The sequence below is a fragment of the Antrihabitans auranticaus genome, from assembly GCF_016481275.1.
Lineage (GTDB): Bacteria > Actinomycetota > Actinomycetes > Mycobacteriales > Mycobacteriaceae > Antrihabitans.
The window spans coordinates 16,444-30,187 of record NZ_JAEMNW010000005.1; the positions used below are offsets into that span (position 1 = coordinate 16,444).

At 64.9% G+C, this 13,744-nt stretch carries 20 protein-coding genes; 10 read left to right on the forward strand and 10 right to left on the reverse strand.

The genetic code is table 11. The annotated features are described in order from the left end of the window. Window positions 1-19: 19 nt before the first annotated feature. Entirely contained in the window at window positions 20-667 is a 648-nt protein-coding gene (locus JGU72_RS21550; protein ID WP_199686149.1) for a TetR/AcrR family transcriptional regulator, read from the forward strand. Window positions 668-693: 26 nt separating this feature from the next. Here the strand turns inward: JGU72_RS21550 and JGU72_RS21555 are convergent, their stop codons facing one another. Both JGU72_RS21555 and JGU72_RS21560 read right to left on the reverse strand, forming a co-directional pair. Continuing rightward, complete coding sequence (locus tag JGU72_RS21555; RefSeq protein ID WP_199686150.1) at window positions 694-924, reverse strand: DUF3107 domain-containing protein; 231 nt, start codon at window positions 922-924, stop codon at window positions 694-696. A 140-nt stretch (window positions 925-1,064) separates the two neighbouring features. Then, window positions 1,065-1,745: a ferritin-like fold-containing protein gene (locus tag JGU72_RS21560; protein WP_199686151.1), complete on the reverse strand. Its 681-nt coding sequence runs from the start codon at window positions 1,743-1,745 to the stop codon at window positions 1,065-1,067. Window positions 1,746-2,018: 273 nt separating this feature from the next. Between JGU72_RS21560 and JGU72_RS21565 the strand changes: the two genes are divergently transcribed. Both JGU72_RS21565 and JGU72_RS21570 read left to right on the forward strand, forming a co-directional pair. After that, window positions 2,019-3,656, forward strand: a complete 1,638-nt coding sequence (locus JGU72_RS21565) for a DEAD/DEAH box helicase (protein ID WP_199686387.1) — start codon at window positions 2,019-2,021, stop codon at window positions 3,654-3,656. 9 nt (window positions 3,657-3,665) lie between these two features. Then, window positions 3,666-4,892 (forward strand): Rv3212 family protein, encoded by a 1,227-nt coding sequence (locus JGU72_RS21570; protein ID WP_199686152.1) that lies wholly within the window; start codon window positions 3,666-3,668, stop codon window positions 4,890-4,892. 11 nt (window positions 4,893-4,903) lie between these two features. On the opposite strand, the gene JGU72_RS21575 is transcribed toward JGU72_RS21570, so the two are convergent. Further along, window positions 4,904-5,704, reverse strand: coding sequence for a ParA family protein (locus JGU72_RS21575; RefSeq protein WP_199686153.1), 801 nt, complete (start codon window positions 5,702-5,704; stop codon window positions 4,904-4,906). Window positions 5,705-5,814: 110 nt separating this feature from the next. Between JGU72_RS21575 and JGU72_RS21580 the strand changes: the two genes are divergently transcribed. Both JGU72_RS21580 and JGU72_RS21585 read left to right on the forward strand, forming a co-directional pair. Further along, window positions 5,815-6,402: an acid phosphatase gene (locus JGU72_RS21580; protein WP_199686154.1), complete on the forward strand. Its 588-nt coding sequence runs from the start codon at window positions 5,815-5,817 to the stop codon at window positions 6,400-6,402. A gap of 34 nt (window positions 6,403-6,436) precedes the next feature. Beyond that, complete coding sequence (locus JGU72_RS21585; protein ID WP_374101146.1) at window positions 6,437-6,916, forward strand: GNAT family N-acetyltransferase; 480 nt, start codon at window positions 6,437-6,439, stop codon at window positions 6,914-6,916. Here JGU72_RS21585 and JGU72_RS21590 read toward each other — a convergent pair. Next, the gene (locus tag JGU72_RS21590; RefSeq protein WP_199686156.1) at window positions 6,904-7,305 is read right to left on the reverse strand and encodes a hypothetical protein; all 402 of its coding nucleotides are present in this window, start codon (window positions 7,303-7,305) and stop codon (window positions 6,904-6,906) included. The genes JGU72_RS21585 and JGU72_RS21590 overlap by 13 nt on opposite strands. Before the next feature lie 41 nt (window positions 7,306-7,346). On the opposite strand from JGU72_RS21590, the gene JGU72_RS21595 reads away from it, so the two are divergent. Then, window positions 7,347-8,312 (forward strand): diacylglycerol/lipid kinase family protein, encoded by a 966-nt coding sequence (locus tag JGU72_RS21595; RefSeq protein ID WP_199686157.1) that lies wholly within the window; start codon window positions 7,347-7,349, stop codon window positions 8,310-8,312. A 237-nt stretch (window positions 8,313-8,549) separates the two neighbouring features. Then, window positions 8,550-8,804 (forward strand): WhiB family transcriptional regulator, encoded by a 255-nt coding sequence (locus JGU72_RS21600; protein ID WP_199686158.1) that lies wholly within the window; start codon window positions 8,550-8,552, stop codon window positions 8,802-8,804. A 121-nt stretch (window positions 8,805-8,925) separates the two neighbouring features. Here the strand turns inward: JGU72_RS21600 and JGU72_RS21605 are convergent, their stop codons facing one another. Both JGU72_RS21605 and JGU72_RS21610 read right to left on the reverse strand, forming a co-directional pair. After that, window positions 8,926-10,428, reverse strand: coding sequence for a sensor histidine kinase (locus JGU72_RS21605; RefSeq protein ID WP_199686159.1), 1,503 nt, complete (start codon window positions 10,426-10,428; stop codon window positions 8,926-8,928). A gap of 10 nt (window positions 10,429-10,438) precedes the next feature. Next, on the reverse strand, window positions 10,439-10,654 hold the full coding sequence (locus tag JGU72_RS21610; protein ID WP_199686160.1) for a biotin/lipoyl-binding carrier protein: 216 nt from the start codon (window positions 10,652-10,654) through the stop codon (window positions 10,439-10,441). 83 nt (window positions 10,655-10,737) lie between these two features. On the opposite strand from JGU72_RS21610, the gene JGU72_RS31455 reads away from it, so the two are divergent. Beyond that, the gene (locus JGU72_RS31455; protein ID WP_149429506.1) at window positions 10,738-10,812 is read left to right on the forward strand and encodes a 50S ribosomal protein bL37; all 75 of its coding nucleotides are present in this window, start codon (window positions 10,738-10,740) and stop codon (window positions 10,810-10,812) included. Between the two features lie 53 nt (window positions 10,813-10,865). Here JGU72_RS31455 and rsrA read toward each other — a convergent pair whose 3' ends face one another. Beyond that, window positions 10,866-11,150, reverse strand: a complete 285-nt coding sequence (rsrA, locus tag JGU72_RS21615) for a mycothiol system anti-sigma-R factor (protein ID WP_199686161.1) — start codon at window positions 11,148-11,150, stop codon at window positions 10,866-10,868. Further along, a complete protein-coding gene (locus JGU72_RS21620) occupies window positions 11,147-11,896 on the reverse strand; it encodes a sigma-70 family RNA polymerase sigma factor (RefSeq protein WP_307828549.1) in 750 nt (249 codons plus the stop codon). The genes rsrA and JGU72_RS21620 overlap by 4 nt, the downstream gene beginning before the upstream one ends. Window positions 11,897-11,988: 92 nt before the next feature. On the opposite strand from JGU72_RS21620, the gene ybaK reads away from it, so the two are divergent. Next, window positions 11,989-12,480, forward strand: a complete 492-nt coding sequence (gene ybaK, locus JGU72_RS21625) for a Cys-tRNA(Pro) deacylase (RefSeq protein WP_199686162.1) — start codon at window positions 11,989-11,991, stop codon at window positions 12,478-12,480. A 9-nt stretch (window positions 12,481-12,489) separates the two neighbouring features. Next, window positions 12,490-12,636 carry a hypothetical protein gene (locus tag JGU72_RS21630; protein WP_199686163.1) on the forward strand — a complete coding sequence of 49 codons (147 nt, stop codon included), beginning with the start codon at window positions 12,490-12,492 and terminating at the stop codon, window positions 12,634-12,636. A 33-nt stretch (window positions 12,637-12,669) separates the two neighbouring features. On the opposite strand, the gene JGU72_RS21635 is transcribed toward JGU72_RS21630, so the two are convergent. Then, window positions 12,670-12,954 carry a hypothetical protein gene (locus JGU72_RS21635; RefSeq protein ID WP_199686164.1) on the reverse strand — a complete coding sequence of 95 codons (285 nt, stop codon included), beginning with the start codon at window positions 12,952-12,954 and terminating at the stop codon, window positions 12,670-12,672. Next, entirely contained in the window at window positions 12,951-13,721 is a 771-nt protein-coding gene (locus tag JGU72_RS21640) for an SOS response-associated peptidase (RefSeq protein WP_199686165.1), read from the reverse strand. The genes JGU72_RS21635 and JGU72_RS21640 overlap by 4 nt, the downstream gene beginning before the upstream one ends. Window positions 13,722-13,744: the final 23 nt, after the last annotated feature.

Below are 13,744 nucleotides of genomic sequence, written 5' to 3' on the forward strand. Positions count from 1 at the left end.
CCCTGCGATTGGAAGCGACATGACCGACGTGGCCGACCGGATGTTTCCGGACAGCCGGGTGCCCGCAAAGCGCGGCACTCGCCTTCCGAAGGACGAGCGCCGGGCGCAACTGCTCGCGGCGGCCAGTGAAGTTTTCGTCATTCGTGGCTACCACGCTTCGGGCATGGACGAGATTTCCGAGTGCGCGGGCGTGAGCAAGCCGGTGCTATATCAGCACTTCCCCAGCAAGCTGGACCTGTACCTTGCCGTTCTCGGCGGTTACGTGGACACGCTCATCGCGAGCGTGCGGCAGGCGCTGCGGTCGACGACCGACAACCGGCAACGGGTGCGCGCGGCGGTGCAGTCGTACTTCGACTTCGTCGACCACGAAGCACAGGGCTTCCGGCTCGTGTTCGAATCGGACCTGATGGGCGAGCCCCAGGTGCAGCGCAGTGTCGAGCGAGCTACAGAAGCGTGCGTCGACGCGGTGTTCGATCTGGTGAGCCAGGACTCGGGCCTCGACCCGTACCGGGCGCGAATTCTTGCGGTCGGACTGGTCGGCGCAAGCCAGTTCACTGCTCGTTACTGGCTCGACGCCGATCGTCCGATCTCCAAGGAGGACGCAGTCGATACGACCGTCGCCCTCGCCTGGGGTGGCCTCTCACACGTGCCGCTACAGCAAGTCTGAGGCCTTCCTCCTACGGGGGTCGCCTCTTACTTGGGATTGGCGAATCCGACGCGGCCACCGATCGAGGGGCCGATCTCGACGTACGCGACCTTCGCCGACTGGACCAGGAACTTGCGGCCCTTCTCGTCGGTCAGTGAGATGACGCCGCCGTCGCCGCTGAGCCCTTCGGTGATCAGAGCCTCTACCTCGGCGGGCGTCTGCGCACTGTTCACCACGAGCTCGCGCGGGCTGTCCGAGATACCGATCTTGACCTCCACGGCCAACCTCCGAATTTCTTTGCGGTCATGCAGTGCGAATGTGCACTCTTCCCATTTGCGCTAGCCCCGCCAAGGCTAGTGCAGGCAACCTGTCCCACGCCGCTCGGCAGGATGTGCTGTCAGCGAACAACGCGACCGGGTCAGGCCAGACCCAGCACTTCCATCCGCTGCGTGTGGCTGTCCTGCATCCGGTCGAACAGGGCGACGATTCCGTTCATCGTTCCGGTCGCCGCGAGTAGCAGGTCGGTCAGCTCGTCACGCTGGGCGATGACGTACTGAGCCTGAGTTATGGCCTCCCCCAACAACCTTCGGCCCCAAAGCACGAGCCGGTCGCGCTCCTGCCTGCTCTGCGTCACAGCCGTCCTGACCTCGTCGACGACGAATTCCGACGACCCGGTCTCGGCGAGCACGTCGCGAATGATGTCTGCGATCGCCGGATCCAGTGCACCCGCAATTTCGCAGTAGAAGTCGGCGGCAATGCCGTCACCGACGTAGAACTTGACCATCGATTCGAGCCACGTCGATGGATTCGTCGACGCGTGATACGCGTCCAGAGCCCGGACGAAAGGTGCCATTGCATCGAATACATCGATGCCGCGCTCGGAAAGCGCGGCCTCCAAAGTTTTGAAATGGTTCATTTCCGACGCCGCCATTTTTGCGACGGCGACCTTGCCGCGCAGGGTCGGCGAAAGTTGCGCTTCCTCCGCCAGTCGATAGAACGCGGAGATCTCGCCGTACGCGAGAACCGCGAACAGATCCGGGACCCCGGGGTGGTCTGCAGCAATGGACGGGGTCAGCGACGCGGACGGATTGGCTCCCATGCGCACTAGCGTAATCGCACTCCCAGACCGACCGAATGGCATCGGCGGGGCCCACCGCGAATCGCGGATTCTCCGAATTCGGATTCGGCGCGTTACCATTGACCTGGGCAACCTAGCGGTAACTGCGAATTTCCTGCGCAAAGCGAACTGGCTGCCCGACGATAATGTGCGCGTACTTGATCCGAGACGCCGCCGCGCTTCGCAAATATCTGCGCGCAGGCTGGCAACGAAACTCACCGGATTCAGGGCACCGACTGCGGCCGGAACACCGGCCTGGCCCCACCTCGTACGCGCGAGACGACGAGGAAGGCTAGACCCCTGAGCAAGATCACAATCGACGACGAACCCGGCGTGGCCGCGACGTTCGTCGACGCACACATAGACGAGACCCATACCCCGCCGTCCTTCGCTGAGCTGGGAGTTCGCGAAGAAATCGTGCGAGCGCTCGGCGATATCGGCATCACCAACACCTTCGCAATTCAAGAATTGACACTCCCGCTGGCGATCGCCGGCGAGGACCTGATCGGCCAGGCTCGCACGGGCATGGGAAAGACGTTCGGCTTCGGCGTGCCACTGCTGCATCGCATCGTCTCTGCCGACACTGGCACGGCCACCCTCGACGGCACGCCGCGTGCCTTGATCATCGTTCCGACCCGTGAGCTGTGCATTCAGGTCACCTCGGACCTCGAGAACGCCGCGAAATACCTGAAGACCGCGCAGGGCAAGCTCGAAGTGCTCTCGATCTACGGCGGCCGCCCGTACGAGTCGCAGATCGAGCAGCTGCGCAAGGGCGTCGACGTCGTCGTCGGCACCCCGGGCCGCCTGCTCGACCTCGCGAACCAGGGTCACCTGATTCTCGGCAAGGTCGGCGTTCTGGTGCTCGACGAGGCCGACGAGATGCTGGACCTCGGCTTCCTGCCCGACATCGAGCGAATTCTCAGCATGGTCCCCGACAAGCGGCAGACGATGCTGTTCTCTGCGACGATGCCCGGCCCGATCATCACCCTGGCCCGGACTTTCCTTTCGCAGCCGACGCACATCCGCGCCGAAGAGGCTCACTCGTCCGCGATTCACGACCGCACGGCGCAGTTCATCTACCGCGCGCACGCGCTCGACAAGAGCGAACTGGTCGCCCGCGTGCTGCAGGCCGAGGGTCGTGGCGCCACCATGATCTTCACGCGCACCAAGCGGACCGCACAGAAGGTCGCCGACGATCTTGCGGACCGCGGCTTCGCCGTCGGAGCCGTGCACGGCGACCTCGGCCAGGTAGCGCGCGAGAAGGCGCTGGGCAAGTTCCGCAACGGCAAGGTCGACGTGCTGGTCGCGACCGACGTCGCCGCCCGCGGCATCGATATCGACGACGTCACGCACGTCATCAACTACCAGTGCCCCGAGGACGAGAAGACTTACGTCCACCGCATCGGCCGGACCGGTCGTGCGGGGCGCACGGGCATCGCCATCACGTTGGTCGACTGGGACGACATCGCGCGCTGGCAGCTGATCGACAAGGCGCTCGGCCTCGACATTCCGGATCCGACGGAAACGTACTCGAGCTCTCCGCACCTGTTCGAGGAGCTCTCGATTCCGGCCGACGCCACCGGTTCGATCCGCAAGCCCGCGCGCGCGGCAGATCCGGAGCCGACCGAAGCCGAGGGTGACGTGGCGGTTGCCGACAAGCCTGCACGCGAGCGACGCCAGCGCAGCCGGCGCCGGACTCGGGCCGGTCAGCCGATGACGGCCGACGTCGAGAACCCGCCCGCTGCGGCGGAAGCCGCAGAGTCCGAGGCAGCGGCCGCACCGGCGGAAGGTCAGCGCAAGCGCCGGCGCCGGCGACGTCCGAGCTCCGGTGCCGACAAAGCGACGACCAGCGACAACACATCGACGACGGCGGCTGTCGCAGCCTCGGAGTAACCTCCCAACGTGCTTGCGCCAGAACGACGAACCCGCGGTGACCTCGCCATAGCGGCATTGATCGTCGTGCTCGTTGCCGTGACCGCCACTGTGATCTGGTGGCACAGCGATGCCCGCGGGACGACGTCGATCGCGGCCGATGCTCCCGTCGCCGAGCCGCCCGCAGCGGCCTCGGTGCCTACGGCCCTACACGAACTGTGGCGGGCGCCGAACACGGCCGCCACAGTGCCGTTGACGGCTGCGGGCGCGGTAGTGACCGGCGACGGCGGCACCGTCATCGGTCACGACCGCCTGACGGGCGCCGAACTCTGGCGATATCAGCGCAACATGCCGCTGTGTGCGGTCAGTACCGAATGGGGCAAGACTGTCGCTGTGTACCGCGACCGACGCGGCTGCAGCCAAGTGACCACGCTGCGCGGGTCGGACGGGGCACGCGACGCCCATCGCAGCAGCGACGCCGACGACACGCTGACGCTTTCTTCCGACGGGACGCACATGCTTGCGCTGGGGACGACCCGGTTGGAAGTCTGGCGCTGGGACCTCGTGCGCACGGTCGAATACGGCCGCGTGGATGCGCCGGTCTCCTCCGGCACCCAGCCCCGCTCCGGCTGCACGTTCGAATCCGCGGTGGCGGGAAAGAACAAGCTCGCGGTCCTCGAACGCTGTCCCGGCGATACGTCCGATCGATTGACGATCCAGAATCCGTCGCCCAAGGACGCCCAGGAGCCCGAGGAGAGCGGCTCCACTGTGCTGCTCGAACTGACCTCCGACCTGCCCGGAACGCGAGTGCTCGCAGTATCCGGTGACAAGACGGCCGTATACCTTCCGGGCGACGGCAATACCTTGCAACCCCGGATCGGCGTGTTCGACGGCAGCGCGAATCCTGTTGCGCAATACCCGATTTCGTCACCACTGCTGCCGGACGCTGCCGTCGGCGAGGTCCAGAACGACATCACCGTCTGGACCGGGACCCAACTGATCCTGCTCGACTCCCGCAACCTCGACCCGAAATGGACCTTCGACGGCGCACTCGGGCCGGGAGCCGAAATGGGTCGCTCGCTGCTCGTGCCCGTCGCCGACGGCATCGCGGTGCTCGACCCACGGACCGGTACCGAGCAATCCCGAATTCCACTGCAGCGCAACGCGAGTACCGACGGGCGCGCGATCACCACGGCGGTACTGGGTGACACCGTGCTCGAGCAGCGCGGCAACGAGGTCGTCGCGCTGGGTCCGTAGGGCCTGAGAAGCTAGACCTCGGCGACAGCCGCCATCGTGACGAGTTCTTTTCCGCCCCACCAGTATCCGACCAAGCCCTCGGCAAGCTCGCGGTAAGCGTCCGCGCCCTTGTTCTTACGGCCGCTGAGGACGGTCGCGCCCGATGCGCTCGCTTCCGCGAATTTGACGGTCCGCGGGATCGCCGGCGCGAGCACGGGCAGGCCGTAGCGGTCCGACACATCGGCAAGGACATCGCGAGCGTGAGTCGTGCGGGAGTCGTACAGGGTCGGCAGCGCGCCGAGCAGTTCGAGGTTCGGGTTGGTGATCTGCTGGACCTCCGACACGGTCCGCAGCAGCTGCCCCACGCCGCGGTGCGCAAGCGTTTCGCACTGCAGCGGCACAAGGACGGCGTCCGCGGCGGTAAGGCCGTTCAGGGTCATGATGCCGAGCGAGGGCGGGCAATCCAGCAGAATGACGTCGTAGTCGTCACGCAGCGGAGCCAACGCGCGCTTGAGCGCGAACTCACGCCCGGGACGCATCAGGAGCACCGCGTCCGCACCCGCCAGATCGATCGTCGCGGGAAGCAGCGAAACGCCGTCAGTGGTCTCCAGAAGCACCTCTTTGGCATGCACGTCGCTGGTGAGGACGTCGTAGATCGAGACGTCCAACCGATCGGGATTGTGCCCGAGAGAGAACGTCAGACACCCCTGCGGATCCAGGTCGACCACGAGGACTCGCTGTTCGCAGGCGACGAGCGCCGCACCCAGCGAGGCAACCGTTGTCGTCTTGGCCACCCCGCCCTTCTGATTCGCTACAGCAAGAACCTTGGTCACGGCACCGATCCTGCACTAGATTTCGGAATAGGGCGAGTATTTGTTCTGAGTACCCACTGCACGAACAGTTTTCACACAAATTGCCACGTCGATCCGTAATGATGAGTGCCATGAGCATGCACGACGGCCGGCTGATCATCATGCGACACGGCGAGACGGAATGGTCGCGATCGGGCAAGCACACCGGCTTCACGGACGTTCCGCTCACCGATGCGGGCGTGGCACAGGTCGTGGCCACCAGACCGACGATCGAAAAGCTCGCGCTGCACAACCCACTCGTGCTCTCGAGTCCGCGGCAGCGCGCGCTGCGCACCGCCGAGCTCGTCGGGCTCGAGCCCGACCGAATCTGGGACGAACTCGTCGAGTGGAACTACGGCGACTACGAGGGACTCACGACCCCCGAGATCCAGGAATCCGTCCCAGGGTGGACGGTCTGGACCCATCCATGCCCAGGCGGCGAGACTGCCGAGCAGGTCACCGCGCGCGCAGACCTCGTGCTCGCCGACGTCGCGCCCGCGTTGGCCGAACGCGACGTCGTCCTCTTCGGTCACGGCCACTTCTCACGCGCACTCATTGCGCGGTGGGCCGAACTGCCCGTGGCCGAGGGCCGCCGCTTCGGGATGCACGCGGCAGCGCACAGCGTGGTCGGCTTCGACCGCGGTGTCGCTCAGATCCTCGCCCACAATGTCATTGCATGATCGGTCGTTGCATGATCACTAGTTGCGTGAATCCGTGATCCGCCGCGCCACCCAAGCCGACGTCGCGGCCATCGTCGACCTGGTCTACGAACTCGCCGAATACGAGAAGGCCCGCGCCGAATGCCACCTCACGGTCGAGCAAATGGACCGCGCACTGTTCGGCCCGCAGCCTGCGCTATTTGCACACGTTGCGGAGTCGGGCGGCCGGGTTGTCGGAATCGCCGTGTGGTTCCTGAACTTCTCGACCTGGGACGGCGTACACGGCATCTACCTCGAGGATCTCTACGTCACCCCCGACCAGCGCGGAGCCGGCCACGGGAAGGCCCTGCTGACCACCCTGGCACAGGAGTGCGTCGCATCCGGTTACAGCAGGCTGAGCTGGGCGGTACTCGACTGGAATGCACCGTCGATCGCGTTCTACGAGTCGCTCGGCGCAGTCGCTCAGGACGAATGGACGACCTACCGGCTCAGCGGTTCGGCGCTGGCAGAGCTGGGTGCGGGTCAGGTGTCGTAGCCCTGCGCCCACCGCACCGAAGCCGCAGTGAACAACGCTGCGAGCGAACCGAGCGCGACGACCCCGAGCAGCACGCCGAAGAAGGGCTGATGGGAATCCGTCAGCAACGCCCAGGCGACCGGTAGCAGCAAGAACTGCGCAACAACGGCGATCCCACGACCCCACCGGCGACCGCTCAGCAGCGCAATCCCTGCCGCGAGCACCGCACCACCCAGGAGGACGAACCAGATCGCGGTACCGAATCCGCTCGCCTGACTCTGGTCGTGACCGGTCAACCCGCGCACGACCAGCACGATCGCAACGATCAGCGCGACGGAGCCCTCGGTCGTGACAAGCGCCCCGGCCCAGCGCACGGGCCTGGGCGGTGCAACGGCAGTGGATTTGGGCACGAAGACAGCCTATTGCAACGCAGCCGATAGGCTCATGCCCCGTGCGCGCACTGCTGATAGTCAATCCCAATGCCACGTCGACAACGCCGGCGGCGCGGGATCTACTCGCGCACGCCCTCGAAAGCCGGGTCGAACTGGTGGTCGCGCACACTATGCACCGTGGGCACGCGGCCGAACTATCGCAGTGGGCGGCAGCGGAGCGGTTCGATCTGATCGTCGTCCACGGCGGCGACGGCACCGTGAACGAGGCCATCAACGGCTTTCTCCCACAGCCCAACCTGTCCGGTGGACCACAGCCCGAAGCAAGCTTCACACCGCGCATCGCGATGTTGCCCGGCGGTAGCGCGAACGTCTTCGCGCGGTCGCTCGGCATCGCGCCCGATCCTGTCGACGCGACCAACCAGCTGATCGATCTGCTGACGGCGGACAGCCATCGCCGCATCGGCCTGGGCCATGCCGACGGCCGCTGGTTCACGTTCAACGCCGGTATGGGCCTGGACGCGCGCGTGTGCGAATCAATAGACCACAGTCGTAACAATGGTCACATTGCGACGCCGTCGCGATACGTTCGCACGTCGATTCGGGAGTTCTTTCGCACGCAGTTCGACGATCCCACGCTCACCGTCGAGGTCCCCGATTCGAAACCTGTCGAGGGCGTTCATTACGCGTTTGTGTCGAACTCGAGTCCGTGGACCTACTTGAACAAGCGTCCCGTGCACACCAATCCAGGTACCACGTTCGACGGCGGCCTCGGGGTGTTCGCGATGCAGTCGACGGGCTTGATTTCGAGTTTGAACGTCACTCGCCAACTACTGTCCACCAAGGCAGAACCCAAGTCGCGGAAGCTGTTTCGGGTCGATGACGTCAATCACGTACGGATCACGGCGACAGCGCCGATCGGGCTGCAAATCGATGGCGATTTCATCGGAATGCGCGAGCAAGTCGACTTCGCGTCGCTACCGGACACCCTCGAGGTGGTTGCTCCGGCCGCGTTCCAGCGCCACTGATTTGCCCCGAATTCTGCCTTTGTAGTGCAAAAACGTCGTTAACGGGGTAAAAAGGAACGCGGACTACCGATAGGGAAGCCTAACAGAGTGACTTTTCCCACGTGGTCCGGCATACCTATTGACATATCCCTAGTTCGTGAAAGCATTCACAAGCAACCGTGCGGAAACATTCACGTCGCACACGTAAACACGAACGAACGAGATGGTGCTTTCATGCACCCGGCAAAGGAGCAGAGGATGGACTGGCGCCACAAGGCAATCTGTCGCGATGAAGACCCCGAGCTGTTCTTTCCGGTAGGAAACAGCGGGCCGGCTCTTGCGCAGATCGCCGATGCCAAGCTGGTCTGCAACCGCTGCGCAGTGACTGCAGAGTGCCTTTCGTGGGCGCTGAAGTCGGGGCAGGACGCAGGGGTTTGGGGCGGCATGAGCGAAGACGAACGTCGCGCACTCAAGCGACGCAATGCGCGGACCAGGGCACGTACTACGGTCTAGCGACTGGGGAGTTAGCAGCCCGGCGCGAAAGTGCCGGGCTTTTTTGTGGGACAAAAGCTCGAAAGACAAAACCTGTGCGCGGTTGGGGAGTCTATGGACTCCCCGACCGCGCACAGGCTTTTCAGCCCCTTCCGCCGCGGCGGCCCAGCGGCACCCGAAGAATCGCGTCGGTGCCCCCACCGGCGCCCGGATGCAACCCGATCGAACCGCCCAGTTCTGCGGTCACGAGAGTTCGCACGATCTGCAGACCCAGCCGATCGGACCGCTCCAAGCTGAATCCCGGCGGCAGACCACGGCCGTCGTCGTGCACGACCACGTCGAGCCACCGCGCCGATCGCTCGGCCTTCATCGACACCGTGCCCACCGCGCCCGAGTCGAACGCGTGCTCGATCGCGTTCTGTACCAGCTCTGTCAGGACCATGACCAGCGGCGTTGCGCGCTCGGCCGAGAAAACGCCGAGCTTGCCCTCACGCCTGATCTTGACCGGCGTGCTCACCGCGGCGACGTCGGCCATCATCGGCACCAGCCTGTCGACCACGTCGTCGAGGTCCACCTCTTCGTCTACCGACATCGACAGCATCTCGTGCACCGCCGCGATCGACGTGACACGTCGAACCGATTCCGTCAGCGCAACTCGAGCTTCCTCGTTCTCCGTCCGGCGCGCTTGCAACCGCAGGAGCGCCGCCACGGTTTGCAGGTTGTTCTTCACCCGATGGTGAATCTCGCGGATCGTCGCGTCCTTGCTCAGCAGCGCACGATCGCGGCGCTTGACCTCAGTGACGTCACGAACGAGGACGGCTGCGCCGGCGAGTTCACCGTGCGGTCGCAAGACAAGCGTCCGGAGCAGGACCGTCGCACCGTGTGCATCGACCTCCATCCGCCGACCGGTCCGGCCGGCGAGCGCAGCCCGAATGTCGCTGACGACCTCCTGGGCGTCGAACGGGTCGGTGATCAGCGACCGCGTCGTGGCCGCGAGATCGTGACCGAGCAGCTCACTGGTCAATCCCATTCGGTGATAAGCAGATTGGGCATTGGGGCTGGCGTAGACGACCTTGCCCTCGGTGTCGAGGCGGATGAAACCGTCGCCTGCGCGCGGACTCGAGTGCGTCGCCGCCCGATCCTCCGGAGTCGGGTACGTGCCGTCGCTGATCATCTCGCAGAGGTCGTCGGCGCACGCTGTGTACGCGAGCTCGAGCGTGCTGCGGATCCGGGACCGCACGAAGTCCGTGTCGCGCGAAAGGACGGCGATCACGTCGTCGCCGCAGCGGACCGGTATCGCTTCACGGAGCACCGACGGCGGATGATCGTTCTCGTTGGCGCATTCGCTGTCGCGGACGATGTGGCCGTCGATCAGCGCCCGCAGCACCTGCGGATGTTCGGACTCGGATGCGGGCTTGCCGACCAGGTCCGAAACGATGACGGTCGGCGCTGTCGTCGGGCGGCACTGTGCAACACAGACGACCGGACTGCCCTCGCTGACCGGTCCACTGCCGACCCAGAGCAGGAGGTCGGCGAACGACAGATCGGAGAGCAGTTGCCAGTCCCCCACAACGCGCTGGAGGTGGTCGACGGCGGCACCTGGCAGGTCGGTGTGCTCGGCAAGGAGTTCACTCAGTGTGGACACGGCGGCTCGATCAGGAGATCACGGCGATGAGGTCACCCTGCTGGATCACGTCACCGACCTTGACGTCGAGTGCTGTGACTGTGCCTGCCACCTCGGCGAACACCGGAATTTCCATCTTCATCGACTCCAGCACAACGAGTGTGTCGCCCACCGCGACCTCGTCACCGGTGCTGGCGACGACCTCGAACACGGTCGAGACCATCTCCGCGCGGACATCTTCTGCCATTCGAACACCTCTTTCGAACAAGCCTGTGGAGCTACAGCCAACCACACGTGAAAGAATCACGTTCAAACAGAAGGGAGAAGTCCATGGGCAAGCGTGGCCGTAAGAAGCGTGACCGCAAGAAGAACAAAGCCAACCACGGCAAGCGTCCGAACAGCTGACGCAAAAATGAGGGCCGGAAAGCGCTGCTTTCCGGCCCTTCGTTGATTTCGCGTCAGCTCTCGACGTCCGTTTGCTGGATCACGACGGTCCGCCGGATCTCGATCGACAGCCGCTGCCGCAAGCTCTCCGGTGCTCGTTCGCCGCCGCATTTACGGCTGAGCAGGCTCTTGATCTGCTCTTCGATCCCGTACGCCTCCAGGCAGGAACCGCACGTGTCGAGGTGATACTGCAACCGCTCCCGGCTGGCCTGATCGCATTCGTTGTCGAGCATCAGCCAGACGTCGGCGATGACGGCCGAGCAGTCGAGTCGGTAGTCGTCGAATTCCTCGTCGCTCACGACGAAACCTCCTGCTCCGCGGCGATCGCCTCGTCGACCGCGCCGTTGCGATTGAATCCACGTTCCTTCGCGACCTCAGCGAGCAGGCCGCGCAACTGCTTGCGTCCGCGGTGCAGACGCGACATGACGGTGCCGATGGGCGTACCCATGATCTCCGCGATCTCCTTGTACGGGAATCCTTCGACATCCGCGTAGTAAACGGCCATGCGGAACTCCTCTGGCAGCTCCTGCAAGGCCTTCTTGATGTCGTCGTCCGGAAGAGCGTCGAGCGCCTCGACCTCTGCCGAACGCAGACCGGTCGACGTGTGCTCCGCGGTCGCGGCGAGCTGCCAGTCGGTGATCTCGTCCGTCGGATACTGCGCTGGTTGGCGCTGTTTCTTCCGGTAGGAGTTGATATAGGTATTGGTCAGGATCCGGTACATCCAGGCACGCAGATTCGTCCCCTGCCGGAAGGACCGGAACGCCGAGTACGCCTTGACGTAGGTCTCCTGAACGAGGTCCTCCGCATCGGCCGGATTGCGGGTCATCCGCAGGGCCGCGCCGTAGAGCTGATCGAGCAGCGGCAACGCCTCGCGCTCGAACGCCTCCGTCAATTCCGCGTCGGAAAGTCCAGCGGCCGGAGCTGGTTCGCTGGGTGTCTCTGTGTTTGCCGGGCTTTCGTCGCCGCGCACGCGTGTCCCTTCGATTGCCGTGAGCAACAAATCTACCTCTCGCTCGATCGGCCGCTCAGCGCAGAGCACAGGCACGAGCAACTCCCTTCGGTCCGGCGTGACTACTGTGCCCGTTCCAACACCTGCTGGTGATCAAGTGTTCCCGTACCCGTCTCTACTGTTTCCACATGGCAGCGACCGCAACGCCGGCGACGAAGCTGCTCGTCGCGCAGCAGGTGCAGCACCGGGTCCACGAGTACGCGCACGATCCGCGACAGTCGTCGTTCGGCACCGAAGCTGTCGATGCGCTGGGAGTGCCCGCCGAGCAGGTCTTCAAGACGCTGGTCGTCGAGCTGTCGGGTGGGAAGCTCGCAGTCGCAATACTTCCGGTGCCCGCGAAACTGTCGCTCAAGTCGGTCGCCGGCGCGTTCGCAGTCGCCAAGGCCGTCATGGCCGATCCGACGAAAGCGCAGCGGACCACGGGTTACGTACTCGGTGGCATCTCGCCGCTCGGGCAACGCAGGCTGCTACCGACGGTGCTCGATTCCTCGGCGCTGACCTGGGAGCGGATGTTCTGCAGCGCTGGCAGGCGCCGTCTCGAAATCGAACTGACGCCGCAAGATTTGGCTGCTCTGACCAAGGCCGTGATCGCCGACGTGTGCGCGGGTCAACACTCCTAAGCTGGAGATGTGGCCGACGATGCTTTCTCCGCCCTCGTGCTGACCTACGGGTTCGATGCCTCGTATCTGTCGGTCGCATACGTGGTGTCGCGGCTCGTCTACCTCGTCGTCATCGTCGGCCTGCTGATCGCGATGTACCGCTTCCTGCACCGCTGACGCAGCGATACGACCGTCGGGCGCAGCCCCGACTCAGGCCCGTTCGAACCAGTCGAGAAGTTCGCGCGCAACATGCGCGAGCTTTGCCGGATCCGACGGGACCGCAACGTCGAGTTCCTCCTCGTACGACGCGAGCATGGCCACGATGTCGGCCACAGTCGCGCCGTCGACGAGTGCGCCGTACAGCGGACTCGCGAACCGGTCGTACTCGTCGGTCGACACGGCCGGAAACCATGTCGGGTCTCGGTCGAGCGGATCCCAGCGCATGAGCAGGATGCCGACGATTTGAAACTCTGCGCTCGCGGACGCGGCGCTCACAGCAGGCTGATCTGCTCGGCGACCTCGTACTGCTCCACCAGCTCGGGACTGTTGTTCTTGACGCTGTTGACCTTCGGCGACACGGGCCGAATCTCGAGTGCGGCGGTGAGGTCGGCATTCGGCGATTCGAGCAAGCCGGCGACATCTGCGGTGTCCGGATCCAGCCAGCGATCCCAATGCTCGCGGGGCATGATCAGCGGCATCCGGTCGTGGATGCGCTGCAGGTCGCCGACCGAGTCGGTCGTCAGAATTGTGCAGCTCAACAGCGGTGGCGCATTCCCGTCGCGCCAGACGGACCACAGACCCGCCATGTAGATCCGCGAACCGTCCTGCGGCGTCATGAAATACGGCACCTTGACGGCCTTTCCGCCCGCGCCCGGTTCGGTCAGCCACTCGTACCAACCGTCCATCGGCACAAGGCAGCGCTTGGTCTTCAACGCATCCCGGAACGCCGGCGTCGTCGCCGCACCGTCCGCACGCGCGTTGAACAGCGGCTTGCCTTTCGCGGGCACACCCGGCTCTGCGGGCTTGGTCCAGCGCGGGATCAAGCCCCAGCGCATCCGCCGAATTCGGCGCTTCGCCTCCTCGTCGGGATGCTCGCGATCGTGGCGCTGCACGACGGTGAGCACCTTCGTGGTCGGCGCAACGTTGAAGTTCGGGCCTGCCTCTTCGGGCAAGAGCTCCTCGTTCGGGTCCGTCTCGTCGATGGCATCGAGTTCCACCGCGAGCAATCCCGGATCGACCGTCGTCGCATATCTCCCGCACATATCTCCATGCTGCCAGCCCCCAC

Excerpts from the sequence above, each read along its gene's own strand:
- JGU72_RS21640 (WP_199686165.1), bottom strand. The coding sequence starts at position 13,721 with ATGTGCGGGAGATATGCGACGACGGTCGATCCGGGATTGCTCGCGGTG.
- JGU72_RS21610 (WP_199686160.1), bottom strand. The coding sequence starts at position 10,654 with ATGGCAGAAGATGTCCGCGCGGAGATGGTCTCGACCGTGTTCGAGGTC.
- JGU72_RS21580 (WP_199686154.1), top strand. The coding sequence starts at position 5,815 with ATGAGCATGCACGACGGCCGGCTGATCATCATGCGACACGGCGAGACG.
- ybaK (WP_199686162.1), top strand. The coding sequence starts at position 11,989 with ATGGCAGCGACCGCAACGCCGGCGACGAAGCTGCTCGTCGCGCAGCAG.
- JGU72_RS21560 (WP_199686151.1), bottom strand. The coding sequence starts at position 1,745 with ATGGGAGCCAATCCGTCCGCGTCGCTGACCCCGTCCATTGCTGCAGAC.
- JGU72_RS21600 (WP_199686158.1), top strand. The coding sequence starts at position 8,550 with ATGGACTGGCGCCACAAGGCAATCTGTCGCGATGAAGACCCCGAGCTG.
- JGU72_RS21550 (WP_199686149.1), top strand. The coding sequence starts at position 20 with ATGACCGACGTGGCCGACCGGATGTTTCCGGACAGCCGGGTGCCCGCA.